Origin of the sequence: Actinoplanes sp. NPDC049265 (genome assembly GCF_043197135.1) — a bacterium.
Taxonomy (GTDB): Bacteria; Actinomycetota; Actinomycetes; order Mycobacteriales; family Micromonosporaceae; genus Actinoplanes.
This window is the reverse complement of the sequence record NZ_JBICSP010000027.1, coordinates 58122-82825: the sequence shown is the minus strand read 5'-3', so window position 1 is coordinate 82825 and position 24704 is coordinate 58122. Positions and strand designations below refer to the sequence as shown.

Here is a 24704-nt window from a genome sequence, read left to right as displayed (position 1 = left end):
TTTGTGAGCCCTGAAGAGAGCGCCGAGTCCCGCATGGCTCGGGTGCACGCCACCCACGCGGCACCCCTCCTGCGGTTCCTGCTGAGCCTGACCCGCAACGAGCGGCACACCGCCGAGGATCTGGTCCAGGAAACACTGGTCCGGGCCTGGCAGAACCTCGACTCGCTGCCCGTGGAGGAGGAGAACGCCCGGCGCTGGCTGTTCACCGTGGCCCGCCGGATCGCGATCGACGCGGCCCGGATGCGTCAGGTCCGGCCACCCGAGGTCAGCCTGCTGGAGGCGACCGACCTGGCCACCGAGGACCACACCACCAGCAACGCGCTGGCCAACCACAGCGTGCACGAGGCGTTCGCCGCGCTGACCGACGCGCATCGCACCATCCTGGCCGAGCTGTACCTGATCGGTGCCTCGGCCGACGAGGCGGCGGCCAAGCTCGGCGTGCCGGTGGGCACGGTGAAGTCCCGCGCCTACTACGCGCTGCGCTCGCTGCGCAGCGCGCTCGGTGAGGCGGCCTGACCTGGCTCCGGGCGAGAACCGGCCCGGCCGATGTCGGCGACGGTCAGGGTGCGGAGTTGCTCGACCGTCGGCGACGAGAGGGTACGCAGCCGGCCCGCCTGCCGCGTGACGGCGTTGTCGAGGACCTGCCGCGCGTACCGGCCGTTGCCGAAGGTGGCGGTGCGGGGCACCCGCTCGAAGTGCTCCCGCAACGCCACCAGGGTCTCGCCCGGGCACTCGTACCCGCTGGCCATGGCCAGCCGCTGGAAGATGGCGACCAGTTCGTCCGGGCTGTAGTTGGCGAAGTGGATGCGCCGCGAGAACCGGGACGCCAGACCGGAGTTGGCCGCCAGGAACACCTCGATCTCGCGCTCGTAGCCGGCCGCGATCACCACCACGTCGTCGCGATGGTCCTCCATCAGCTTGACCAGCGTGTCGATGGCCTCGCGGCCGAAGTCGTTCTGGACCCCGGGCGGCGCCAGCGTGTAGGCCTCGTCGATGAACAGCACGCCACCGCGGGCTCGTTCGAACGCTTCTCTCGTACGCTGCGCCGTGTGCCCGATGTACTCGCCGACCAGATCGGCCCGGGCCACCTCGACGAACTGCCCGCCGGCGAGCACCCCGAGCGCGGTCAGCAGGTCGCCGTAGAGCCGGGCGACGGTGGTCTTGCCGGTGCCGGGCGGCCCGGAGAAGACCAGGTGCCGGGACAGCGACGGGGCGGGCAGCCCGGCCGCGACCCGGGCCCGGGCGGTGGACAGCAGGTCGATCATCTCGGAGACCTCGCGCTTGACCGCGGCCAGGCCGATCATGCTCTGCAGCCGGCCCAGCATCTGTTCGACCTCTTCCGCGCGGCCGTCGCCGGCCCGGACCCCGGAGGCGGGCGGCGCGCCCAGGTCCTGGGGGAGAAGCTGGGCCAGCTCGACCCCGGAGGCGGAGGTGCTCTGCGACAGCCGGAACGCCTGCCGCCCGATCATCTCCTCGAACACTTTGCGGGCCACCCGGGCGTTGCCGAAGCTGGTGTCCCGGACCATGCCGTCGAACAGGGCGGCCAGCGCGACCCGGGTGTCGTACTCCAGCGCGTAGTGGTGCGCGCGGCACATCTTCTCGACGATGGTGACCAGCTCGGCGGTGGAGTAGCTCTCGAACTCGACGGTCTTGGAGAACCGCGACGCCAGGCCCGGGTTGCCGGTGAGGAACGCCCGCATCTGGGCCGAGTAGCCGGCCACTATCACCACGACCTCGTCGCGATGGTCCTCCATGAGCTTGACCAGGGTGTCCACCGCCTCCCGGCCGAAGTCGTGGCCGGAACCACCCTCCACCGGGGACAGGGTGTACGCCTCGTCGATGAACAGCACGCCGCCGATCGCCTCGGCGAACCGCTCGGCCGTCTTGACCGCGGTACCGCCGATGTGTTCGGCGACCAGGTCGGCCCGGGACACCTCGACCAGCTGCCCGGTCTTCAGGGCGCCCAGCGCGGCCAGGATCTTGCCGTACAGCCGGGCGACGGTGGTCTTGCCGGTGCCCGGGGCGCCGGCGAAGACCATGTGCCGGGACATCGGCGGCGCGGGCAACCCGGCGGCGGCCCGCCGGGCGGCCACCTGATGCAGGCCGACCAGGGTCGCCACCTCCTGTTTGACGGCGGCCAGGCCGACCAGTCCGGCCAGCTCGCCGAGAAGCTCGCCCTCCGGGCGGTCGTCGGGGGAGGAGGGCTTGGTCCGGCGTACCCCCGCACCGCCGTTGCCGGTCAACGCACCTCCGGTGACCTTCACCGCCTCCCTGGTCTCCACCACCACACCGTCGCGGGCGTTGTCGATGACCTCACAGTCGTCCAGCTGCCCGGTGGCGCCCGGCGCGAACCGCACGCCCACCCCGCCGCCGTGGATCCGGCAGCGCACCGCGGTGACCGTGGCACCGTGGCCGGCCAGCACCCCGGCGTCCCCCGCGTCGGCGATGTCGCAGTTGTTCAGCAGCACCGTAGCGCCGGCGGCGACCGTCACACCGTGCCGTCCGTCGCGGACCACCAACTCGGTCGCCTCCACCGTCGCGCCCTCGCCGACCTCCAGCCCGGCCGTCTGGCACCGCTCGATCCGGCCGCGGCGGATCACTGGCCGGGCCTGCTCGGCGACCCGGACGCCGGTCTCGGAACAGTCGCGAACGCAGAGGTCCTCCAGGGCGGGAGCGGCCGACCCGGTCAGCGCCACGGCCGTCCGCCCGCCGCCGACCACGGTGCCCCGGATGTGGCCGGTGGCCGGGCCGGTGAACAACAGGCCCGGTTCGTCGCCGCCGTTGACGTGCCCGCCGGAGAAGACCGGGCGAGCCTGATCGCCGATCGCGATCGCCGCCGCCCGGGCCTCCTCCACCCGGCACTCGCCGAACTCGCCCGCGGCCTCCTCGACCAGGAGGATCCCGTGTCCGCCGACCGAGCGGATCCGCGTCCGGGTCACCGCCGGGCGGGCCGTGCCGGACACCACGATCCCGTGCCCGCCGATGGCTCGCAGCTCACAGTCCTCCAGCACCGGGGCGCCGCCGGTCACCACGATGCCGGCCCCCGGTGTGTCGTGAACCGTCGTGCCGGTCAGCCGTAGCTCGCTGTCCCCCTCCACGGCGACGGCCGGCCCGTCCACCGCGCTGATGTCACACCGCTGCAGGGTGCCCCGGCCGTCCCGGGTACTGAGCACCGCCGAGCCGCGCACATCGGTGATCGTGCACGCGCGCAGCACCGGATCGGCGCCACCGGTGGCCACCACCGCGGACGCCCCGATCTCGCGGAGCGTGCAGCCCGTGACGGCGGCCTGGCCGGTCTTCTCGACCAGCAGCCCGGCGCCGTCCGGATTCCGGACCACACAGTCGGTCATCTCCAACCGGCCGCCCGGCGCGTGCACCGCCACCACCGCATGTGCGTGCACCTCGCAGTCGGCCAGCGTGGCCACGCCCCGGCCGACCTGAACCGCCGGCAGATCGGGACCGCCGCCGGTCAGCACCAGCCCGCGCAGGACCGGGGCGCCGCCCGCGGTGAACACCGTGACGCCGTCACCGCCGTCCACGGTGACCGTCCCGCGGCCGTCCTCGGCCACCACTGTGACGTCGCCGGACAGGTGCAGCTGCTCGCGGTAGACGCCGGGCTGCACCACGATCGTCGCCCCGGGCGTGGCCGCCGCGAGCGCGGCTGAGATCGTCGACTCGCATCCGGGTTCGGTCTGCGACACCGACAGCACGTTGGTGTTCACGCTGCTCCATCCTTCGGGCGAGGCTGACTCTCATTCGGCCGGCGGAAGCGCAAACCGCTGTCGTCCAGGCCCGGGGCTATCCGTGACCGGGTCCGTCGGCCGGGCGCGCGGCCGGAGCGTCGCGTCTCACGCAGCCGCGACAGGATCCGGTCCGGGTCGACGCGGCCGCTGCGGCGTGCCACGGACAGGTCATGGAGCAGGACTCTCGGCGGCGCGTCCCCGGCGCGGTCCACGGCGAGCACCGCGAACCGGCTGCCGGGCGGGAACAACGCGGTCGTCCCGCCGGCCTCGAGGCCGCCCACCCGGCGCGCCGACACCGACCAGATCGCCATCTCGACGGTGGCATCCTCGCCGGCTTCGGCCGGTACCAGGTCCACGTCCAGAAACGCCGGCTCGATCAGTTCGTCGCCGGCACGGTACCCGGACGCGGCGACGCTGGTGGCGGCGGCCGCGTGAAACACGGGCCCGAAGACCGGAGGCAGCCGGTGCAGGCCGTACACCGCGGTCCGGGCGATCACGTCGGCCCGCGTGTGCTCGTCCTCGGCGCCGTGGCCGCGGAGAACCCGGTTGACGGTGTCCCGCTCCTCGAGCAGGTAGGCGCGCACGGCCACCAGCCCGGCGGTCAGGCCGGCGGCGGAACCGGCCACCGCCCGCAGGCCGGGATCCTCGGACAGTCGCCGGGCGACGATCCGGGCGTGCGCGTCGTAGCGTCCGTTGAGGACCTGCCGTACGGCGGCACGATCGGCCGTGGCCTCAGTCAGCCATCGGGCGGTGGCCGTCGCCTCCGTTGCCTCGCTCACCCCGGCGATGACGGGGGCCGGGGGCGGGCCGGCCGGGTCCGGGGTTTGGCCCGGGGCGGGGTCGGCCGTGGCGGCGCTCGGGTTGATCGGCCCGGCCAGCACCGGGAAATGCCGGACCGGCCGTCCGGGCGCGCACAGCTCAGCGACGGCGCCGTCGACGGCCACCGGTTTGGTTGCCGGTGGCTCGGACGGTGCCCCGGTGGCCGGCGGGGAGGCTGCCGCCGACGTTTCGGCCGGTCGGGCCATCGTCGCCGCCGGCCGGGGTGCGGTGACCGGTGCGACGGCCGGGGCGGGTGCGACCGACGACGGCGGCGTGACGGCGCCGTCCGGCGGCGGCGCGGCCGGTCGTACCGGGGGAGTGGCCAGGACCAGCGGCGCCGGCGGGGCCAGTCCGGCCCGAGGGGCGGGCAGGACGGGGCCGATGTCGTCGACCCGTCGCGCCGACCGGCCCGGGCGGGGATGGAGGCGGCGGAACCGGCCCAACGCGATTCCGGCCGGGGTGAGACGGGTTCCGGTGTCGCCGGCCAGGATCGGCCGGTCCAGGGCGTCCACCACCGACTCGATCAACAGCGTGAGCGCCAGCGCCGAGATCGACGTGCCGGACGGGACGAGCAGGACCGGTCGCTCCGGCGGGCACACCCCGGCCAGATGCGCGGCCATGGTCGCCGGGCGGACCGGGCGGCCGACCACCTCGAATCCACCGTCCCCGACGGCCACCTCGACCACGAAACCGGCGGCGAACGGTCCGGCCACCGACGACGGCCCGGACAGGAAGCTCCATCCGGCCGCGGTGGCCTGTCCCGGCTGGTCGGCGGAGGGCGGCCGGAACGCCGGGCGGGGCCGGGCCGGCCGGGGCGCCGGTGGTCGATGACTCAGCGGCGGCCGAACGGCGGGCAGCTCGACGAACCCGTCGCCGACGGGGATGCGCACCAGTCCGGTGTCCATGTCGACAAGGACGACGGGCGATCGGGCGGGGAAGTTCACCGGACCTCCGCACCGCCGGTCGCGTAGAGCCGGGTGAGCGCCCGGTGCAGCGATACGGCGTCCACAGCCGACGGTCTCGCATCGGTCGCACGGATGTGCGCGAGCAGCCCGGCGTCCGGAGGTAGCGAGTGCTCGGTCAGGTAGTACAGGCTCGCCGCCGGCCACACCCAGCGCCCGTCGGTGTGATAGGCGACCGGCACCACGGCGCCGCGCGCGGGATCGGCCACGTCCTCGGTGAGCTGCGGGCTGACCATCAGCGGGGTTCCAGCCGCCAGGTAGCCGGCCACCTCGACCTCCTCCTCGTCGGACAGCGTGGGCCGGGTCTGGTCGAACACCCGGGCGATCCGGATCTCGGCCCGCAGCCCGGGGCTCCACAGCAGAGCGGCGAAACCGAGTGCGGTGCGCTGGAACGAGGGCAGCGCACCCGGATCGGCGAAGACCTCGATCTGCGGGCTGATCTCCCCGGCGCCGGTCAGAGCGTCCTGAAGCACCGGCACGACGTAGGCCAGACGCTCGCTGGTGGTGTCGGCCTGCACCAGGAAGATCCGGCGGGGCGGCGGCCAGGGAGTCTCGTACGCGGGGAAGCGCCAGCTCCGCCAGACGCCCAGGATCGGTACCCCCGCCACCTCACCCGGGTCCACCGCCGCGCGGATCGCCTCGTCGGCCGGGTCCAGACCACCCGGCCCGTCGTACGGCACGGTCAGATCCAGGCTGTACGGGACGCTGCCCGCGGCCGCCTCGAGAACGTCCGGGCCGACCGGCGCCAGAGCGAACGGACCGGGAGCGCTGGTCTCGGAACGGTCGAGCGCGGCGACCACCCCTCCGTCGTCGCCGGCCGTGCCGAGCGTGGTGGTCAGAAGGTCGCAGTCCGCCGCGCTGACCGGGATCCGGCCGGCCAGGGCGGCGAAGGCGACCGCCCGCGCGACCTCGACCGACCGGCCGAGGGCCAGCCAGCCGCGGGCCTGGGTGGTCAGGTCGTCGGGGAGCCGGTCGGCCAGACGTAGCAGCAGATCGTGGAAGGCGGCGATCTCGGTCAAGGTGTCTCCTCGTTGGTCGGCTCGGCTTCGGCCCGCCGGTCCGCCCCGGCCGGTGGGCCGGGGCGGACCGGTTCGTCACCGCACGGACAGCGCGGTCCGGCCGTGACCGGCCAGGGGCCGCGACGAGGCCGGGTCGTAGTAACCGGACCGGTGGTACTGCAGGCCGGTCTCGGCGTCGAGATAGCGGCCCCCGGCCCGTACCGGGACGACCGGCGCCGCTCCGGTCGCGACGCCGTCGAGGCCGACCACGTCCATCGGTGTGCCCGCGTCGTCGGTCACCACGGCGTACACCGTGCCGTCGGTGATCTGGGCGACCGGGTGCGCGGCCGACGGGTGGTATTCCCACGCGGTCGTGACCACCTTGCCGCCTCGGACCCGATGGTGCTGCTCGACCAGCAGATCGCCGGTCCAGACGAACCTGAACTCCTCGACGGTGGCGCCCTTCGCGCCGAGGCGCAGCTTGCCGATCCGCCGGCCGAGGGCGTCGTACCGGTACTGCCACCGGTCGCCGCCCGGGGTGGTCACCTCGGTCAGCTGGTCCTGGCCGTTCCAGGTGAATTGCCACTCGCCGGCCGCGTCCGACCGGGTGGCCGGCCGCCCGTTCTGGTCCAGCGTGTACCGGGCGTCGGTGGCCGGTTCATCGGGACCGAACTCGCGGTCGCCCTGCACCTGGTCGTACACGGCGGCGAGGCGGTTGGCCTCGTCGTAGATGTAGCGGCGGTCGGTCACCCCGGCGATCCGCTGGGCCGCCAGCCGGCCCAGGTCGTCGAAAACCTGCTCGACATCCAGCCCGGCATCCGACGAGCGGCTGATCTCGAGCCCTCCGGCGTAGCCGAACCGGACCTGATGACCGTCGGCGGCCAGGGTCGCCGGTCGCCCGGCATCGTCGTACGACCACTGCGTGACCGCACCCGACGGGCGGGTCCGGGCACTCACCGCCCCGGACGCCTCCTGATAGGCGGTGGACACCGTCAGCCCGTTCACCGTCTCGGCGACGACCCGGCCGGTGGCATCGCGCTCAATGCGCACCTGGGAGTCGGCGTCGTCGGCCGCGATGAGCCGGCCGGCGGCGTCGAACTCGAACCGCGTCACGGCCGTCCCGGTACGCCGCTCGGTCACCCGGCCCAGCAGGTCGTACCCGTAGGTGGTGACCTCACCGTCCGGCCGGGTGTGCTCGACGAGCTGGCCCGCGACGTCGTAGCCGTAGCGCTGCGTCCCGCCGTCGGGGTCGAGCTCCTCGATCAGCCGGCCGTTCGGGTCGTAGCGGTAGCGCCAGGTCCGCCCGGCCGGATCGGTGACCGCGGTCAGCCGTAGCTCGGTGTCGTACTCGTAGCTGGTCCGCTTGCCGTCCTCGTCGATCCTGGCGGTGACCAGATCGAACGCGCCGTACTCGTAGTACGTGCGCCGGCCGGTGCGGTCGACCGCGGCGATCAGGTTGCCCTCACTGTCGTACGTGTACTCCTCGACGCTGCCGTCCGGGTTCCGGCGAGTCACCAGCTGGCCTTCCAGGCTCCAGCCGAACTCGGTGGTGCCGCGGCTGGTCTCGGCCGCGACGACCCGGCCCAGAGCGTCGTACCGGTACCGGGTCTCGCCCTCGTCGGTCATCATCGACGTGATCTGGCGCGCCGCGTTGCGTACCACCAGCGCGGGGCTTCCCGGGCCGGTCGGCCGCAGCTCGTGGCCGGTCTCGGCGAGCACCTGACCGTCGGCGCCGAACTCGCGTACGCGGGTCGCGCCGTCGAAGCCGGCCCACGAGACCGGCCGTCCGTACCGGTCGTAGGCGATCGTCGAACGGCTGGAGTCGGGCCGCACGATCGCGGCGAGCCGGCCCGCGGCGTCGTACTCCCGGGTGGTCGTCCGGCCCAGCGGGTCGGTCGACGACAGCAGGCGGTAGGCGACGTCGTACTCGTTGCGGGTGGTCTCGCCCAGCGGCCCGGTCTCGGCGACCACCTGGAAGCGGTCGTTGAGCTCGTACCGGCGCTGCGCACCGAGCGAGTCGGTGACGACGGTCAGGCCCTGGTAGTAGTCGAACCGGTAGCGCAGGTAGCCGCCCTTGCCGTCGGTGGCGATGCAGCGGCCGGCCTCGTCGTACGTGTACGTGTACCACTCGCCGTTCCGGTCGTCCCAGCGAACCAGCAGTCCGCCGGCGTAGGTGAACCGCTCGGCCCGGTCCGACGTGTTGATCACCTCGGCCAGCTCACCTCCCATGTCGTAGCCGAACCGGGCCACCGGCAGCCGCGTTTCGTCCGGGCCGGGCAGCGAGAGCTCGTCGATCAGGGCGGCACTGGACGAGACCAGCACGACTGCGCCGGTCGAGGAACGCAGCCGGGTCGGCGTGCCGGTGTCGTCCCGGTCGATGGACCACCGCGTCGCGCCTTCGGTCACGTCGCTCAGCAGCGACTCGGACCGGCCGGCGGGCGTGAAGAGCAGGACGCGGTCCGTGCCCGGGTCGGTGAGGAGCCATCCGCCGCCGGTGAGGCGGCGCAGCGGCAGCGCCCGCCCGAGGACCGGCAGCGCCTCGGCACCCTCCGCGGGCATCCGGTAGGTGAGCACGGAGCCGTCCGCGGCGAGCAGGCGCACCTGGTCGCCGTCGACGATGACGCGCTGGTCGAGGGTGGACGCCCAGGACGGCCCGAAGGAGCGGCCCCAGCGGTAGTCGGAGCGGTAGGTTCGTTCCAGGGTGAGACCGGGCAGCACCAGGTCCGACTCGGTCATGACCATGCGGCCGGTGGCCACGTCGATCGGGTCGGCGGCCGTGGTCATCCTGCTCGTTTCTTCCGCGACTCCGGCCGGGTTCACGCCGGCGAACGACGCCTGCCGCTGGAAGTCCGGGGCCGGGTCCATCCACACCAGTGCGCTCGGGTCATGTTTTTCGGCGCCGACGTCGAGCAGTTTCTTCACATGATCCGGGGCAACCGATGCGTTGGGGTCGTCGCCGCGGCTGGTCACGGTGCCGAACAGGTCCTTGGCGGCTGGAAGCTCGGTCCGGCTGATGCCCTCGCGGGTCGCGACCTCCCACAGTTCCCGGTCGACCAGGTCGGTGATGATCTGGCGGGTCTGCGCGGCGCGGCGCTGCCCGGTCTCGAGCGCCTGCCGGTCGGACACCTGGAGATTCCTGGTTCCGCTGACGAGGCCCTTGACGGCACGGCGGCCGGTGCTTCCGCGGCTGCCACCTTCCACGTTGATCTTCGGCGGCTGGGTCTTCGTCTTGCGGTGTTCGTTGACCTGATCCGCGAACAGGGTGGCGAACTCCTGGAGCTGGGCGTCGGTCTTCGGCTGTTCGGCCCCGGAGTCGAACTTCAGCGCCACCTCGGTCGGCGGAACCCAGGGGAACTTCGCTGTCTGGATCCAGTCCTTGAGAACATTGATGGCAAGGTCGGGGGTCCGGTCGGTGCCGTCGTGCCCGGTGACACCGGCCGCCGGCTTCGCCGCGTGCAGCCACTCCCAGCCGCCGTCGTCCTCGCGGACCATGAGGTAGGTGAAGTCGTTCTGATCCTTGAACGGCTGGTAGTACTTCACCTTGACCGGATGCCCGTCATCGTCGTGATAGTGGTCGGCGTTGAGGACCCGCTTGGCCAGCACGTCGTCCGGGACGAACGCGTCCGGGTCGGGCTCCTTCGGGGTGAAGACCCCGGTGTTCGGGTTGAAGTCACCCCAGACATGGGTGCCGTGGAATTCGGCGGCCGCCCAGAGGATCCCACCGGGCTTCTTGTTCGGCACGTGCAGCACGATCGGCCGGTTGAACTGGTCGGTGTCCCGGGTTCCCTCGGGGATCGGCGCCAGCGTCCGGCTGTCACCCGGAGTCGGCGCCGGTGTCTCGGTGCTCTGGGCCGGCATCTGGCCCAGGCTGCCGATCATGTCCCTGATGGTCGTGCCGTCGACCGCGTGCACGGGCTTCGGCGGAATCATGGCGAGGATGTTGTCCACCAGGATCCGGCTCATGGCGCTGGTCGCAGCGCCGATGAAGCCCCACTGCGCGAATTCCTTCTTCGCGATCGACTCGGCCGTGCCGCCCCAGACCTCGACGCCGGTGAGCTTTTCCTTGACCTCCTTCCGGAACGAGTTCCAGGTCTCCTTGGGCACGGTGTGACGCCACCGTTCCGGGTGCTTGAGCGCGTCCTTGAGGCCGTCGTGCATCTCCCGCCACGACGTCTCGTCGAACCGGACCGTCTGACCGCTCTCGATCCGCCGCTCGGCTTCCTTGACCCGGTTGTCGAGGAAGGTGTTGACGACGCTGAGGATGACCGGCTGGGTCACCTGCCAGGCCGGCGAATATGCTCCGGCGATGCCCGCGGCGTCCATCGCGACCTGGAACAGCCGCTTGTAGTTCTCGATGTGGACCTTTTCCAGCAGCAGCGGGTCGGCGTCGAGGCCGGCGATGACCTCGCCCTTCGAATTCAGGCCTTCGAACTTGCTGGTCCTGTGCCGTTCGATCGCTCTCTGCACGACTTCGTTGATCGCCGAACCGGCGAAGGTCACCGTGCCCGGGACGAACGCGAGGCCTTCGGTGGCCGTCCCGGCCGCGACCGCACTCATCAGAGTGTTGAGGATGCCCAGCGCCCGCTTCGCCCGCTGCTGGGCCGCTGTCGGCTCCCCGGCCGCCACCGCGGCCGTCGCCTCGTGCTCGATGGCCTGGCGCACGCGGTTCTGGGCGTGGTTCACGACCTTGTTGAACTTGACCACCGCGCCGAAGGCGTTGTCCAGCGACTTCTGCAGTGTGCTGTCCGGCCGGGACGAGGCGCTGGGCTGGATCGCCCGGCCGAGCCGTTGGTAGGCCTTCTCGACGTGCCTGATCTCACGCTTGACCCGGATCGACTCGAGGACGGCGGGCGCACGCGTCGCGACGTGATGCCGCAGCGCACCGGCTCGTGTCTCGTTGAGCGCCGCGAGCAACAGATGGCCGATCTCCATCTTGAACTGTAAAAGGTCTCGCAGGTTCGCGATCGCCGGAGCCTGGTTGCTCACGACGATCAGTGGGGACGGCAGCGGGTTGGACAGGCCGTCCGGCTGGACGGCCGCCTTCATCTCTTCCACCGCCTGGGAGTACTTCTGGACCTGGCGGTCCATTTCCGCCGGGTCATCGGCCCAGGGTGACTGGACGGCCTCGGCGAAGGACTCCCAGAACTCGCGAGCCGTGTCGGCCCGGGCCTGGTCCGAGACCATCGACAAGGTCCGGTCGACCTGGGCCGCGAGCGCCCTGGATCCGTTCGCGAGCCGATTCCACACCTCTTCCGGAGCCACTGGTTCGTCACGGATGTACCGGGCGGCCTGCTGAATGTCGGCGGGCACGCGGACACGGGCGGACGGCTGCATGTAGATCTGCGAATCCCGCAGGAACGACAGATCAGCTTCGGGCATCGCCGGGGCGGGCAGCTGGGCCAGCACGTCGCTGATGTTCACCGGAGGGTTCGCGGTGAGGGTCGCGGTGACCGACGGCGCGGCGCCGCTGTCGAACCGCCGGCTCAGTTCGGCCGGCCGATCCGGTCCGAGGAGCTGTGCGACAGTCGGCGGACCGGACGGCTGCGGCGTCGGGGTGGGATCACCGTCCGCCGGCCCCGGTTCCGCCAGGTTGAACCCGTCACCCGGGTCGGACGCCTGCCCCGCGCCGGCCTTCTTGCAGCTGGTCAGGCCGAGCGGGTCGGCGGCGGTGAGCGGGTCGGGTACGTAGGCGGTGGGGTTGGTGCCGCCACCGAGGCCGAGCGGGTCGGGGCTCAGATAGCGGGCGGTCGCCGGGTCGTAGTAACGGAAACGGTTGTAGTGCAGACCGGTTTCGGCGTCGAAGTACTGACCCGGGAAGCGCAGGGGAGTGCCCGCTCCGGCCGGGTCGGCGGTACGGCCCCACAGGTCGCCCCGCGACCACCAGCGCAGCGCGCCATCCGGTTCGACCAGGTGGGTCGGAGTGCCGATGAGGTCGGTGATCACGGTGCGCAGCTGGTCGCCGTCGGACTGGGCGACCGGTGCCGATCCGTCCGGCCGATAGTCCCATGAGGTGACGGCCGGATCGCCGGGACCGCTGTGGCTCTGCTCCACCATCAGGTCGCCCGACCAGGCGAAGCTCACCTCTTCCAGCAGCGTGTCGTCGGCGGCGAGCCGCTGCTTGGCGATCCGCCGGCCGAACGCGTCGTACCGGTACCGCCACCGGTCCCCGCCGGGGGTGGTCGCTCGTACGATGCGATCCTCGTCGTCCCAGGCGAACGACCACTCGCCGGCGGCGTCGACGCGCCCGGTCAGCCGCCCCTTCCCGTCGTAGGAATAGGTCGCCTCGTCCGACCGCACCAGCATGGTGCCGTCGTAGTCCCACCGGCCCGTGCCCGCGCCGACCAGGTTGCCCGCCGCGTCGTAGTCGTACCGCTGTGACCCCGCACCGCCCGCGGTCACCGCGCGGATCCGGCCGAGCTCGTCGGTCTCGAAGGCGCGGTCGCCGGTCAGCGGATCCGTGATCGCGGTGACGCGGTCGGCCGCGTCGTAGGTGAAGCCGCGTCCCGCACGTCCGCCGATCTCCTGAGCGGCCAGGCGCCCCGCGGTGTCGAACCGCTGTTGCAGCGCGACCACGCCGTTCACCGTGCGGCTCAGCTCCCGCCCGGCCGCGTCGTGCCGGAAGCTGACCATGTGGTTGCCGGCGGTCAGGCCGACCGGCCGGCCGGTCGGGTCGAAGGTCCACCGGCTGTGCCGCCCCGATGGTGTCGTCCGGCTCTCCACCGCGCCCAGGCCGGCGTGGTACGAGGTCCGCACCGTCCGGCCGTTGATCGTCTCGGCGATCACCCGCCCGTGCTCGTCGCGCTCGAAACGGACCACCGCGTCGGGGCTGTGCGCGGCCGAGAGCCGGCCGTCCGCGTCGTACTCGAACCGGGTGACGACCTCGCCGGCCCGGCGTTCGATCACCCGGCCCAGCGCGTCGTACGCGTAGTGCGTGGAGGTCCCGGCCGCGTCGGTGCGAGCCAGCAGCTGCCCGGCCGCGTCCCGGACGTAGCGTTGGGTGCGGCCGTCGAAGTCGGTCTCCTCCCGCAGGCGGCCCGCGGCGTCGTAGGCGTACCGCCACACCTGCCCGGCCGGATTGGTCACCGCGGTCAGGCGCAGCTCGGTGTCGTAGGCGTACTCGGTGCGGTTGCCCGCCTCATCGACCTGCGCGATCGGCAGGTCGAAGGGCCCGTACTCGACATTCGTCGTCCGGCCCATGCCGTCGATGCTCTCCACGAGATTCCCTTCGCCGTCGTAATGCCATTCCTGCCGGGAGCCGCCCGGGCCGACGAGCCAGGCGAGAGCGCCCTCGGCCGTCCAGCCGAACTCCGTCGCGGTCCCGTCCGGGAGCCGCGCCGACCTGGGCCGTCCCAGGCCGTCAAGATCAAATTCAAGGGCTCGTCCGGGTACGCCCGGAGCCCGCACACCGGCCGGCCGGCCCTCGTTCCGGCCCGGCGGCGTCGTGCTGCCGTCCGGATGTGTGACAGCGACCGGCCGTCCCCGGTCGTCGTAGTCGAACCGGGTCACACGGCCGAGCGGATCGGTCCGCGACCGCAGCCGGTGCGCCGCGTCCCACTCCGTGCGCGTCGTCGCGCCCAGCGGATCGACGACGGACACGACCTGCAGATGCTCGTTCAGCTCGTAGCGGTGAACGCCGCCCCGGGAGTCGGTCACGACGGCGACCCGGTCGCCGTACGCGAACGAGTACCGCAGGCATCCGTCGTTCCCGTCGGTCGACACGCAGCGGCCGCGGTCGTCGTAGCGGTAGACGTACCACTCGCCGTTCCGGTCGTCCCACCGCGTGATCCGCCCGGCCTCGTCGTAACGCAACCGGGTGACTTCGCCCGCGGAGTTGTGGATTCCGACCAGGTGCCGCCGGCCGTCGTACTCGAATCGGCGCACCGTGACCGGCTCGTCGTCCCCGGCCCGGACCCGGATGCCGGTCAGCCGGCCGCCGGCCGCCTCCAGATCCACGACAACGCCGGACGACGACGTCACGCACCACGGCGTGCCGGCGGCGTCGCGTTCCACCGCCCAGCGCCCGGCGGCGGTCAGGACATCGGTGAGGAACGCATCGCCGCCCTGCGCCGACGGTTCGAACAGCAGCAGCCGGTCGGACCCGTCAAGCTCCCACCGGCCGTCGGCCAGCCGGCGCAACGAACCGGCCGAACCGAGCACCGGCCGCACCGCGGCACCACCCTCGGGGAGCGGATAGGTGGCAATGGACCCGTCCGCGGCCAGGAACCACAAGCACTCGGCGCCGGTCACGACCCGCTGGTCCAGCGTGGATGCCCAGGTCCGGCCGAAGGAGTGGCCCCATCGGTAGTCGGAGCGGTGGGTCCGCTCGAGGACCAGGCCGGGCAGGACCGCGTCGATCTCCGGGTAGATCACGCGACCGGTGGTGACATCGATCGGGTCACCGGCGGTCGGGGTCTCGGCCGTGCTCTTCGCGAAGGCGGCCACCGGGACCTCGGCCGGCGACGCAATCACGGCCACCGGGCCGGTCACCGGGACAGCGCGGACGGGTCCGGCGGCCCGGTCGCCCGGCCGGGCCGGTACGGCGGGCCGCACGCCCGGCCGAACAGCAGCGGCGGCCCGGTCGCCCGGCCGGCTGCCGCGCGTTGCGGAACTCACCGTCCGGCGATCGTCGGCAGGCGCCGAGACGGGCCGGGGGACCGGGGGCGTCGTACCGGGCGGCGATGCGGTGAACGTGGACGGCGACGGCGCGCCACCGGTGAAGCGCAGCCACGGACGGCCGCCGATCGCGACCACCCGGGCGGAGGGCGCCTCGGTGCCGCCCCGGACGTCCGTCGGCCGGACCAGGACGTCCCGGTCGGCGGCCGCCGCCAGCCGGGCCGGGAACTCGGCCGGAAGCTGACCCTGAGGGGGAGCCACCAGCGTGATCGGCGCCGGGCCCGGATGCTGCCCGAGCATGTCCGCGACTTGCTCGGGTCCGATCCGGACCAGCCGTGGACCGCCGTCGGGCCCGAGAACGGTGCCGGCCAGCCCCGGATCGCCGGAGTCGGACAGGCCTCGGCCGAGCACGAGGAGACCGCCGTCCACGGGCTGCGGCGGGTGACCGCCGATCGACGCGAGATCGTCGCCGGAGAGCAGATTGAGGCCGGCCCGGCCATCCGGCGCGGGCCCGGCCAGGAGAGGTGCGCCGTTCGCGACCCAGCCACCATCGGGACCGCGCGTGACCTCGGCCGGCGGCGTGACCCCGGCCGGTGGTGCGACGGCCGGTGGTGTGAAGTCGGCCGGTGGTGTGACCACGCCGGCCCCGCCGAGCTCCGGCGTCGCACCGCTGTCGGACGGCGAGTTCGTGCCGGCGGCGTTGTCACCCGACGCGTGGCCGTCGGCGGTGTTCGTGCCACTGTCCGGAACGTGCTCACCCGGCGCGTTCGTGTCGACCGGCGTGGTGTCGCCGTCGCTCTGGCCGGGAGGGTCGTCGCTGCTCTGGCCGGGAGTGTCGCCGTCGGTCCGGCCGGGAGGGTCGAGGCCGCCGGGGGGCGGCTCGGGCCCGGTCGGCGTCTGCCGCGGCTCGGCGAGATCGGGTCGAGAGCCGTCCTGGCCGGGTTGCGGGGTGTCGGGACCAGGCCCAGGGGTGAGCGGCCCGGATCGAGCGGGAGGCGGAATCGATTGCGGGCCGAGGGAGCTGGATCCGGAGGAATCCGGGCCCGGTGGAGATTCGGCCGGTTCGCCGGAGAGGGAGCCCGGCGCGGGCTGACCCTCCGGGTCGTCGGCGGTCGGCGTCGGGGGTTCGGTGTATGGGGGCGGGTCGTCGGCGGTCGGCGCCGGGGGTTCGGTGTATGGGGGCGGGTCGTCGGCGGTCGGCGCCGGGGGTTCGGTGTACGGGGGCAGGTCGCCGGCTTTCGACGTGCTGTCCGCGACATCCCGCGGTGCGGCCTTCTCCGGACCCGGGCCGCCGGATGGCCCGTCACCTTCGCCGGCGTTCTTGTCGAGGCCCGAGCGGATCCGTTGGCCGAGCTTCTCGCCGAGGAACTCCACCGTTCCGGACGCGAGGCCGGACAACGCCGCCCCGTGGATGGAGCCGCCCGTACCCCAGTCGATCTCCTCGCCCTGGCTGACCGCCCACAGGATCTCGGTGACCACCTCGGTGGACATCTCGTGCGCGGCGTTCTCGGCGTACTCCTTGGCGGTGTTGAGCGCGGAACCGTACGGCAGGTTCTCGCCCACCCGATCGCCCAGAAAGTCCTTGCCGAGGGCCTTCTTCAACAGGTTGGCGGCGCCGCCGCCGACACCGCCGAGGGCCAGGCCGACGGCGCCGCCGAGCGAACCGACCGCGACCGAGTCCAGGAGCTTGTTCTGGTCGAAGCCGGCGCGGTGCCCCTCACGGATCTGGATCGCCTGCACCACCAGGTCCATCAGCACCTGCATGCCGATGCCGGCCACCTGGGAGATGACCACCGCGACGATGGCCCGGGCCAGCCACGCCCAGATCTTGAACCGGCCGATCAGGAATCGGGCGGCCATCGCGGCCAGCGAGCCGGGGAAGAACACGGCCATCGCCACGGCGATCTGAAACTCGATCATCAGTTCGATGAGCGTGGCGATGATCATGTACTTCGCGTACTCGACCTCGGTGGCCGAGTTGTCCATGTCGTCGCCCAGCCGGTTGACGTACCGCGAGGACAGGCCGATGAAGCCGGGGTCGTCGGTGTACTCCTGCAGGGCGTCGACGATCGCGGTGTTGGCCTGCCCTTCGACCGCGTCGTCGATCTCGTCGATCGCCTTGACGAAGAGCGGCAGGATCTTCCCGATCTCCTCGGCCGCGGTGCGGTGGACCTGGGCGAGTTGCCAGAGCTTGTCCTCGTCGGTGCCCGGGAACTGCTCGCCGGACAGCCAGAACTGAAAGTTGTTCAGCTCGTCGGACACGTCCAGGCCCACCGCCGGCCGCCCTAGTGCGTGGTGATCGTGCCGGTGGACGCCTGCACGACGTGCTCCTCCTCGGCCTTGGCGAAGAAGTCGGCCATGTCCCGCGCCGCCCCCACGTCGCCGTTGGCCGCCCGCTCGATCATGGCCAGCAGGTTCCGGGTGACCTCCGGTGCCTGCCGGATCAGGTCGACGACGTACTCGTCGACGTCCGACTCGCGGTCGTGCAACACCACCTGGCCGACGCCCGCGACGTCTCTGTCGTACGTCTCGATGGCCTTTCTGATCTGCTCCGCGGCGTGCCGCAGGGTGGGGTTGTTGATCAGCTCGGTGTCGGCGGCGATCCGGTACGGGCTCACGGCTGCCCCTCCCGCCGGCCGGGCCGGGGCTGCCGGGCCTCGTCGAAGACCTCGGTGATCTCACGCATGGCCGCGTCGAAGTCGACCGGGCCGGTGAGCATGTCGAGTACCGGCACCCCGGCCGGCAGCAGCTCCGCGAAGAGGCCGGCCGCCTTGGTCCGGGCCTCGCGCTGTGCGGCGCACACGGCCTCGGCGACCAGCGTGCCGAGTTCGGCCGGCGCCATGGTGCGGTACGCAGCGGTCAGGAACTTCACCTCGGTCGGCTCGCCCTGCGCGTTGACGGTGACGCTCAGCATGCGGTTCTTCGTGGTGACGGTGGCGCCGGTGTCGGCCATCCGGGCCTCGAACGCGGCCACCTTGGTCTTGTGCTGCTCGAACTCGGCCATCGCCTGTTCGAGCCGGTTTTGCAGGGGACTGCTCATCAACACGCCTCCTTGTCGCTGTTCGGTTCAGTGGCCGCGGGTCCGGCCACCGCGGGCGGGCCCGGTCGGGCCGGTGGGCTGCCGGGGGGCGGGCGACCAGGGCGCGCGCTCGTCGTGGTCGGCGTCGGCGTACTCGTCGCGTCCGACCACCGCGGGCGAGACGTCGGGGTCGGTGCCCCACACCTCTTCCTCCTCGGCCAGCCAGGTGGTGCGTTCGCGCTCCTTGTCCTGGTTGCCGGCGGCACCCGGCGGCATCATGGGCGGCATCATCGGTGCGCCGCCGGGAGAGCCGGACGCGCCCATCGCCGCGGCTGAGGTTCCGCCGAGCGCACCGGCGCCCGAGGTCAGACCGCCGAGCGGTGTCCCGCCGGCGGTAACGGGTGCGCTGCCGGCACCCCCGCCGAAGCCGGAGCCGCCGCCGAATCCCGCGCCACTGCCGCCACCACCACCTCCGCCGGCCGCCCAGGTGCCGTTGCCGCCATAGGCCTGGCTGCCGAAGTCCATCCCGCTGTCGCCCGGCACCACGCCGAGGGGCCCGACGTGCATGCCTCCGCCGGCCGGGACCCGGTCCGGGGGCCAGGGCAGGGAGCTGCCGTCGCTGCCGAAGCCCGGTCCGGTGTCGGCCGCGCTGCCGCCGATGTCGCCGATGGTGGATCCGCCGCCCGGCCCGCCCGCGCTCGCGCCGCCGAAGCCGGCTCCGCCGCCCCCACCGCCGAAGCCGGCCCCGCCCGAGCTGCCGCTGCCGAGCGCGCCGACGGTTCCGCCGCCGCCCGGTCCACCGCCGCCGCCGGATCCGAACGACGGTGCTTCGCCGGCCGCGCTGCCGAACGAGGGCACGTCCACGGTGGACGGACCCGACGACGGCAGACCCGGCCCGGAGCCGCCGCCGATACTCATGCCGGCACCGGGGCCGTCCGGGTTGTCGATGAAGTCGTCGAAGTCGTCACCGCCGGGGCTGCTGCCGGCGCCCGCGTTGCCGTCGCGCGAGCGGGGACCGGGCGCACCGGCCGCGCCCAGCCCGAGCCCGGCCTGACCGAAGCTCGAGCCTCCGCCGCTGCCGCCCCCTCCACCACCACCGCCGCCCAAGGCGTTGAGTTGGTCGGGGGCCGGGTTCTGGTTCCCGTTCGAGCCGGGTCCGAAGCTGCTGCCCCCGCCCGGACCGCTGTTGCCCCCGCCGCCCCCGCCCCCGCCGCCGCCGAAGCTGAAGGCGTTCGGACCGTTGCCGCCGCCGTTGCCGCCCCCGCCGTCACCGCCGCCCCCGCCGTTGAAGTTCGCACCGCCGCCATTGCCGCCGCCACCCCCGCCGCCGCCACCGCCCTTGTTGAACGCGTTGACGATGTCGTCGATGGTGAAGTTGCCGTCGCCGTTGGTGTCACCGTTCGGGCCCGGCTGGGTCGGCGGTGGCGGGGTTGCGACCGTCTTCGGTACGAACGTCCGGGGCTCGTTCATGTGCAGGGCGGTCTTCTCGAAGCTGTCCCGGAGCTTCTGGAACTGCAATTTCATGGTGTTGTCGATGTCTTCGACCAGGGTTTTCCAGTAATCGTGCATGTCGTTGTTGAGCGCTTCGAACCCCGGCCCGTCGATCAGGTTGTAGTCCTTCGTCGTCGTGCCGACCGAGAGGTTGAAGATCCACTTGTCCAGGCCCTGGGCCGCGGGAGCGCTCTTGAGGCCATCCGCCTTGTCCCTGATCTGCTTGAGGACGCCGTCGACGATTTTCCCCGGGCTGTCCAGGGCTTCGTACCGGTGCCAGGCCTTGGGGATCTCGTCCCAGAACGTGCGCACCGCCGCCGCGTTGTCGTTGAGGAGCACGACCCAGTCCTGGCTCTTCATCAGGTCGGCCTGGAGCACCTTCAGCTCGTCGCGAAGGTTCTCCAGAGTCTGAAGGAACGCGCCGGCGGCCGTACCCTTGAATCCGCTGTCGTCGTTGCCGACCTTGCCGATCTCGGTGTGGATCCGCTGGATCGCGGTGTCCAGCCAGTTCCTCAGATTGAGAAACGTGTTGGCCGCGTCCTCCATCGACGCGGTGTTCAGCATCTTGCCGCCCGGCCCGCTGGCCAGCGCCTTGACAGTGTTGTCGACGAACCCTTTGGTGTACTTCTGGTCCGGTGAACCGTCGCCGCCGATGAGCCAGCTGACCTCACCGTCGATGACGAAGTACTTGTCCGGGGCGTTGGAGGAGACCGGTGTGGAGGGAGCCAGGTAATTCGATCGGTACGACGTGGTCGTACCGCCGGAGACCTTTCGATAGAGGGTGAAGGTGTTCGGGGCGTTGTTGGGCGCGGGTTCGCTGTCCACCGTCCGCGCGCCCAGAAAGTTGATCCACTTCGGCTCGAAGAAGGCGCGCCGATCCATGTCCTCGGGCGCGCCCAGCACGATGCTCAGGCCTGATTCCCATTGCTTGGTGGCGTCCAGTTCCTGTGACATCGTGCGCTCCAGGCGGCGAGGACGGGCGGGGCGGTACCGGGGAGGATCAGACCGTGGTCGGCGGCGGGTAGGTGGTGGCGCCGCTGTACGTGTTGTAGTCGGCCAGCGACATGTTGGTCAGCTCGACGTGCTCGCCGGACGCCAGGATCTGGTCGAGCCGCTGGCCGTTGGTGTCGAGCTTGCCGTCGTAGGCCAGCAGCTTGGTGTCGACCTTGCCGCCGATCGCGGTGACCTTGGTCCGTACGTGCTGGCCGGCCACGAACCCGGGCGCGCCCGGGACGACGGCCATGCTGTTGAGGGGGTGGCCCGGCGTCTTGCTCTCGTTGCCGGGCGTGGCGCCGCCGCGGATCGTGGTGATCTGGTCGCGGATGCCCGTCAACTGGTCGCGTACGGTGGTGATGAAGCCCTCGTCGATCTTGATCTGGTCCGGCATGGCGCCTCCTTCGGGTCGGGTTCGATGGGTACGGACGGGCCGCGCCGCCCGTACCCGGATGGGGTCGTCTCAGCGCTGGAACATCGCCGCGCCGTGCGCGTCGGTGAGCACGTAGCCCTCACCGATCCGGCCCAGGTTCTGGCCCTTCACGCCCAGCGCGTCCTGCATCTCGGCCATGCCCTGGTTCCACATCAGCTGGGCCTCGTCGTAGCTGTTGATGGCGTGACCGGCGTTCAGGGCCTTGAACCGCTCGGCCGACGCCGTCAGCGCCTCGAGCGAGGCCCGGAGCTTCTCGGTCACGGCGCGCAGCGACTGGACGCCGTCGTCGCCGACGGCCGGGGCGTATGAATAGTTCGGCATGGTGTGGTCCTCTCAGGTCCAGGTCGCGTTGACTTCGCCCTGCGCGGCCAGCGCGATGGCGTCGTCCTCGGTGTTGGCGGTGAGCTTGGAGAACTCGACCATGCTCTCGTCGATCATGTTCAGCGCGTTCTTCACCTTGATCAGGCCGGCCATCCACTCGCCGAGCCCGTCGCTGAACCGGCCCGACGCCGCGCCGGTCCAGCCACCGACCAGCGCGGCCTGGGTGGACGTGACCGAGCTGTGCGCGCTGTCCTGGTCGTCGGCCGCCTGCTTGAAGGCATTGATGAGGGCGACGGTGCTCTGTTCGTCGATGTCCAGGTTCGGTTGTGCCATCTACCTCTCCTTTGTCCTGCACCGGTCCTCGGGGGCGAGGGCGGTTGTTCCGGGGTGGCGACGGGCTCGGTTACCTCGCCGGGCTCGCGGCCGGGGTCGCGGCTCATCCGAGCACCATCGCCGTCCCCAACGCGGGCCCGGTCGGCAGCAGGTCGAGCAGCCGGGGCGGGACCGGTCGGGTGTCCGAGGCGGGAAAGCCGAGCCGGGTCGCGGAGCCGGTGTCGGTCACCGGATACTTCACGCCCGCGTCGGTCACCAGGTAGCGGACGGCGCCCAGCGCCTGTCCGAAGCGACCGGCCGCGACCAGGCCGCCCTGCCCGGCCTCGACCGACACCGCGGCCGCGGTCCGCGTGGTGCGGCGCAGCGCGATGCCGTCGACAACCGGGCTGGTGGTCACCGGGCGGTCGGCGGCCAGCTCGACCTGGCCGTCGGACATGGCGTGCCGCGCGCACCAGGTGGTGCCGACCGGCGGCGCCGGCCGGATGCGGGGCAGGTCGGGCGGCACGCCGTCGGGCAGCATCGGGGCCGGCGACACCGGCACCTGGGCCAGCGCGGCCAGGCTGAGTTCGCGCGGCTGGACCGGTCCGCCGTACAGGTGCGCGGTCGCCGGGTCGGCGGCCACCATCGCGTACGCCAGTGATCCGAGCGCCGCCAGCCCGTCCCGCCGGAGCAGGTAGGTGCGGACGCCGCCGCCGGTGTCCCGGGCGGTGAACAGCTCGCCGATCCGGGCCGGCCGCCCGTCGATGGCCGGCCCGGGTTCGCCGCGCCCCGGCACCGCCAGCGGGGCCAGGTCCGGCCCGGCCGGGACCGTGTCCAGCCAGATCTCCTCGACCGGCAGGCCGGGCCCGTCGGCGCCGAGCACCCGCGGCAGCCAGTCGGCGGTGAGCCGCAGCCGAAAGCCGCGCCAGACCAGGAAGCGCCGGTCGCCGGCGGCGGCGAGCACCGCCTCGTCCGGGGCCACCGTGATCCCGCTCCCGGCGGCGTCGCTGTCGATGGCCAGGGTCGTCGCGGTGGTCGTACGCCCGGTCTGGTCCTTGGCCGACGCGGCGCAGACGGTCCACACCTGCCCGGCCACCCGCCCGGCCGCGGGAAGGGCGTCCGGTGCGCCGATGATGCCCAGCGGCTGCCCGTGCGGCACGTCGCCCAGCGACCGTCGCGACACCGAGACGACCTTGGGCTCGGCCTGGAACAGCAGCCGGGCCGAGGCGTAGTTGAGGACCGGCCGGAGCCGGCCGCCGAAGTAGAGGTAGCGGCTGCCGCTCTCCTTCTCGACGACCAGTACGCCGGGCTTCTGCCAGCTGCGGGCGCCACCCGGCCGGAGCAGCCCGAACACGGTGAAGCCGGCCACCACGAGCGCGGCCGCCAGGACGCCGGAGACCGTGCCGACGACCATCCGGCGGTTGGGGTTCTCAGCCGCGTCGGCGTCGGCGACGACCAGCGCGGTGACCAGCCGGCTCCAGACGTACGACTGGGCCTGCACCTGATCGCGACGGGACTGCACCGCGCTCAGCCCCCGATCGCCCGGGCGAAGGCGTACAGGCCGGTGACCGCGGCCAGGATCGGCAGCAGCGCGACGGTACCGATCAACTGGACGATGTCGCCGATCCGGCCCCAGACCGGCATCAGGCGACGGCCCGGCAGCTGCCGCGCGGCCACGTGGAAGAGCACGGTCAGCACCGCCACCGCGCCGCCCGCGACCGGCAGACGCACCACCGCCGGGGCGCCGGCGAGCCCGGTGACCGCGGCCGCGACCAGGCCGATCACCGCGGGACCGGCGATCGCGAGCCGGTGCTGTCCGCTGGTCATCGGGCGGGCGGCCAGCAACCGGACCAGCGCGATCAGGCCGACCAGCGTGTTCCCGGCCCAGCCGCCGCCCGGCACCACCATCAGCAGCGCGCCGGCCGCCGGCCCGGCCAGGCCCAGGTGCAGTCCGGTCATGTAGCTGTCGGCCACCGCGGCCCGGTGCATGGTCGGCTCGCTGGGCTCCGGGTCGATGTCCTCCTGCAGCTCCTCGGGCTTGGTCGGCAACGGGTTCAGCCGGATCCGGGCCAGCCGGAACGCGGTCACCGGGACCAGCGCGGTGCCGACGGTGGTGACCACGGCGACGATGGCGGCGGCGTCCCGGCCGGACAGCCCGGTGAACGCGGCCAGGCCCGCGCCCACGGCGGTGAGCGCGGCGGCGGTGACCACCGCGGCGGCGGCCGGACCGGCCCGGCCGAGCAGGAAGCCGCCGCCCAGGGCGAGCACGGCCACGACGACCGCCGCGGTGAAGACCTGTGGGCGGTCGAAGTGCACCGGGGCCGGCCCGGCCCCGCCGTCCGGGGCGATCAGGCCGGCCAACGCGCCGTAGGCCAGGCCGCCCGCCGCCGTGACCAGGCCGAACAACCGGTCACCGAAGGACCGGGTGAAGATCGCCGCGCCGCCGGTGAGGAGCAGGGCCAGCACCCCGGCGACGATCGCGCGAGGCAGGGCCGGTCCGGTCGCGGCCAGGGCGAGGGCCCCGGTGCCGAGCGTCACGGCCAGTCCGGCGGCGGCCCCCCACCGGGTCATCTCCGGCCGCCAGGCGCCGGGCCGGTTGCGCACCCCGGTGGCCAGCCCGTCGGCCAGGTCGTCGAAGTGCACCGGGGGAATCTGGTCGGAGCGGGGCCGCAGATGCAGCACCGTGCCGTCGGTCAATCCGGACGAGCCGATGGTGGCGTCCTCGTCCAGCGCGTCACCGCCGAGCCGCTGCAGCACCCAGCCGCCGTGCCCGAGGCCGGTGTCGGCCATGGCGTCGCCCAGCTGCCGCAGCAGCACGGGTAGCAGGTCGGCCACGACGACCTGCGGTGGTACGGCGATCTCGAGCTGGCGGTCCGGGCCGCACACGACGAGCCGGCACATCTCCGCGGGTGCGGTGACGGTCATGGACAGCAGACGGGCGGACCCACCGGTTAGTTCAACTCGCGACAAAATTCTGTCCCCCGGTTGACCCTCGACCTG

General features: G+C 72.7%; 13 protein-coding genes. 1 reads left to right on the top strand and 12 read right to left on the bottom strand.

Features of this window, described 5'->3' with window-relative positions:
* Positions 1-3: 3 nt before the first annotated feature.
* Positions 4-516: a sigma-70 family RNA polymerase sigma factor gene (locus ACGFIO_RS39895; protein ID WP_392835345.1), complete on the top strand. Its 513-nt coding sequence runs from the start codon at positions 4-6 to the stop codon at positions 514-516.
* Here ACGFIO_RS39895 and ACGFIO_RS39890 read toward each other — a convergent pair.
* The 12 genes from ACGFIO_RS39890 to eccD form a co-directional block, all read right to left on the bottom strand.
* Positions 471-3722 carry a right-handed parallel beta-helix repeat-containing protein gene (locus ACGFIO_RS39890; protein ID WP_392835343.1) on the bottom strand — a complete coding sequence of 1084 codons (3252 nt, stop codon included), beginning with the start codon at positions 3720-3722 and terminating at the stop codon, positions 471-473. The genes ACGFIO_RS39895 and ACGFIO_RS39890 overlap by 46 nt on opposite strands.
* Complete coding sequence (locus tag ACGFIO_RS39885; RefSeq protein ID WP_392835341.1) at positions 3719-5467, bottom strand: hypothetical protein; 1749 nt, start codon at positions 5465-5467, stop codon at positions 3719-3721. Before ACGFIO_RS39885 ends, ACGFIO_RS39890 begins: the two co-directional genes overlap by 4 nt.
* A gap of 35 nt (positions 5468-5502) precedes the next feature.
* The gene (locus ACGFIO_RS39880) at positions 5503-6543 is read right to left on the bottom strand and encodes a hypothetical protein (protein ID WP_392835338.1); all 1041 of its coding nucleotides are present in this window, start codon (positions 6541-6543) and stop codon (positions 5503-5505) included.
* A gap of 75 nt (positions 6544-6618) precedes the next feature.
* Entirely contained in the window at positions 6619-17397 is a 10779-nt protein-coding gene (locus ACGFIO_RS39875; protein WP_392835335.1) for a DUF6531 domain-containing protein, read from the bottom strand.
* A 23-nt stretch (positions 17398-17420) separates the two neighbouring features.
* Positions 17421-17753 (bottom strand): hypothetical protein, encoded by a 333-nt coding sequence (locus ACGFIO_RS39870; RefSeq protein WP_392835333.1) that lies wholly within the window; start codon positions 17751-17753, stop codon positions 17421-17423.
* Positions 17750-18175, bottom strand: a complete 426-nt coding sequence (locus ACGFIO_RS39865) for a YbaB/EbfC family nucleoid-associated protein (RefSeq protein WP_392835330.1) — start codon at positions 18173-18175, stop codon at positions 17750-17752. The genes ACGFIO_RS39870 and ACGFIO_RS39865 overlap by 4 nt, the downstream gene beginning before the upstream one ends.
* Before the next feature lie 27 nt (positions 18176-18202).
* On the bottom strand, positions 18203-20599 hold the full coding sequence (locus ACGFIO_RS39860) for a WXG100 family type VII secretion target (protein ID WP_392835328.1): 2397 nt from the start codon (positions 20597-20599) through the stop codon (positions 18203-18205).
* 46 nt (positions 20600-20645) lie between these two features.
* Positions 20646-21032, bottom strand: a complete 387-nt coding sequence (locus ACGFIO_RS39855) for a hypothetical protein (protein WP_392835325.1) — start codon at positions 21030-21032, stop codon at positions 20646-20648.
* 69 nt (positions 21033-21101) lie between these two features.
* Positions 21102-21392 carry a WXG100 family type VII secretion target gene (locus tag ACGFIO_RS39850; protein WP_392835323.1) on the bottom strand — a complete coding sequence of 97 codons (291 nt, stop codon included), beginning with the start codon at positions 21390-21392 and terminating at the stop codon, positions 21102-21104.
* Positions 21393-21404: 12 nt separating this feature from the next.
* Positions 21405-21725 carry a WXG100 family type VII secretion target gene (locus ACGFIO_RS39845; RefSeq protein WP_392835320.1) on the bottom strand — a complete coding sequence of 107 codons (321 nt, stop codon included), beginning with the start codon at positions 21723-21725 and terminating at the stop codon, positions 21405-21407.
* 103 nt (positions 21726-21828) lie between these two features.
* Positions 21829-23226, bottom strand: coding sequence for a type VII secretion protein EccB (gene eccB, locus ACGFIO_RS39840; protein WP_392835317.1), 1398 nt, complete (start codon positions 23224-23226; stop codon positions 21829-21831).
* Positions 23227-23231: 5 nt separating this feature from the next.
* A complete protein-coding gene (eccD, locus tag ACGFIO_RS39835) occupies positions 23232-24629 on the bottom strand; it encodes a type VII secretion integral membrane protein EccD (RefSeq protein WP_392835315.1) in 1398 nt (465 codons plus the stop codon).
* Positions 24630-24704 lie beyond the last annotated feature (75 nt).

Coding starts and splice junctions, on each gene's coding strand:
- ACGFIO_RS39860 (WP_392835328.1), bottom strand. CDS start 20,599: ATGTCACAGGAACTGGACGCCACCAAGCAATGGGAATCAGGCCTGAGC.
- ACGFIO_RS39865 (WP_392835330.1), bottom strand. CDS start 18,175: ATGAGCAGTCCCCTGCAAAACCGGCTCGAACAGGCGATGGCCGAGTTC.
- ACGFIO_RS39885 (WP_392835341.1), bottom strand. CDS start 5,467: ATGGACACCGGACTGGTGCGCATCCCCGTCGGCGACGGGTTCGTCGAG.
- ACGFIO_RS39850 (WP_392835323.1), bottom strand. CDS start 21,392: ATGCCGAACTATTCATACGCCCCGGCCGTCGGCGACGACGGCGTCCAG.
- ACGFIO_RS39855 (WP_392835325.1), bottom strand. CDS start 21,032: ATGCCGGACCAGATCAAGATCGACGAGGGCTTCATCACCACCGTACGC.
- ACGFIO_RS39845 (WP_392835320.1), bottom strand. CDS start 21,725: ATGGCACAACCGAACCTGGACATCGACGAACAGAGCACCGTCGCCCTC.
- eccD (WP_392835315.1), bottom strand. CDS start 24,629: ATGACCGTCACCGCACCCGCGGAGATGTGCCGGCTCGTCGTGTGCGGC.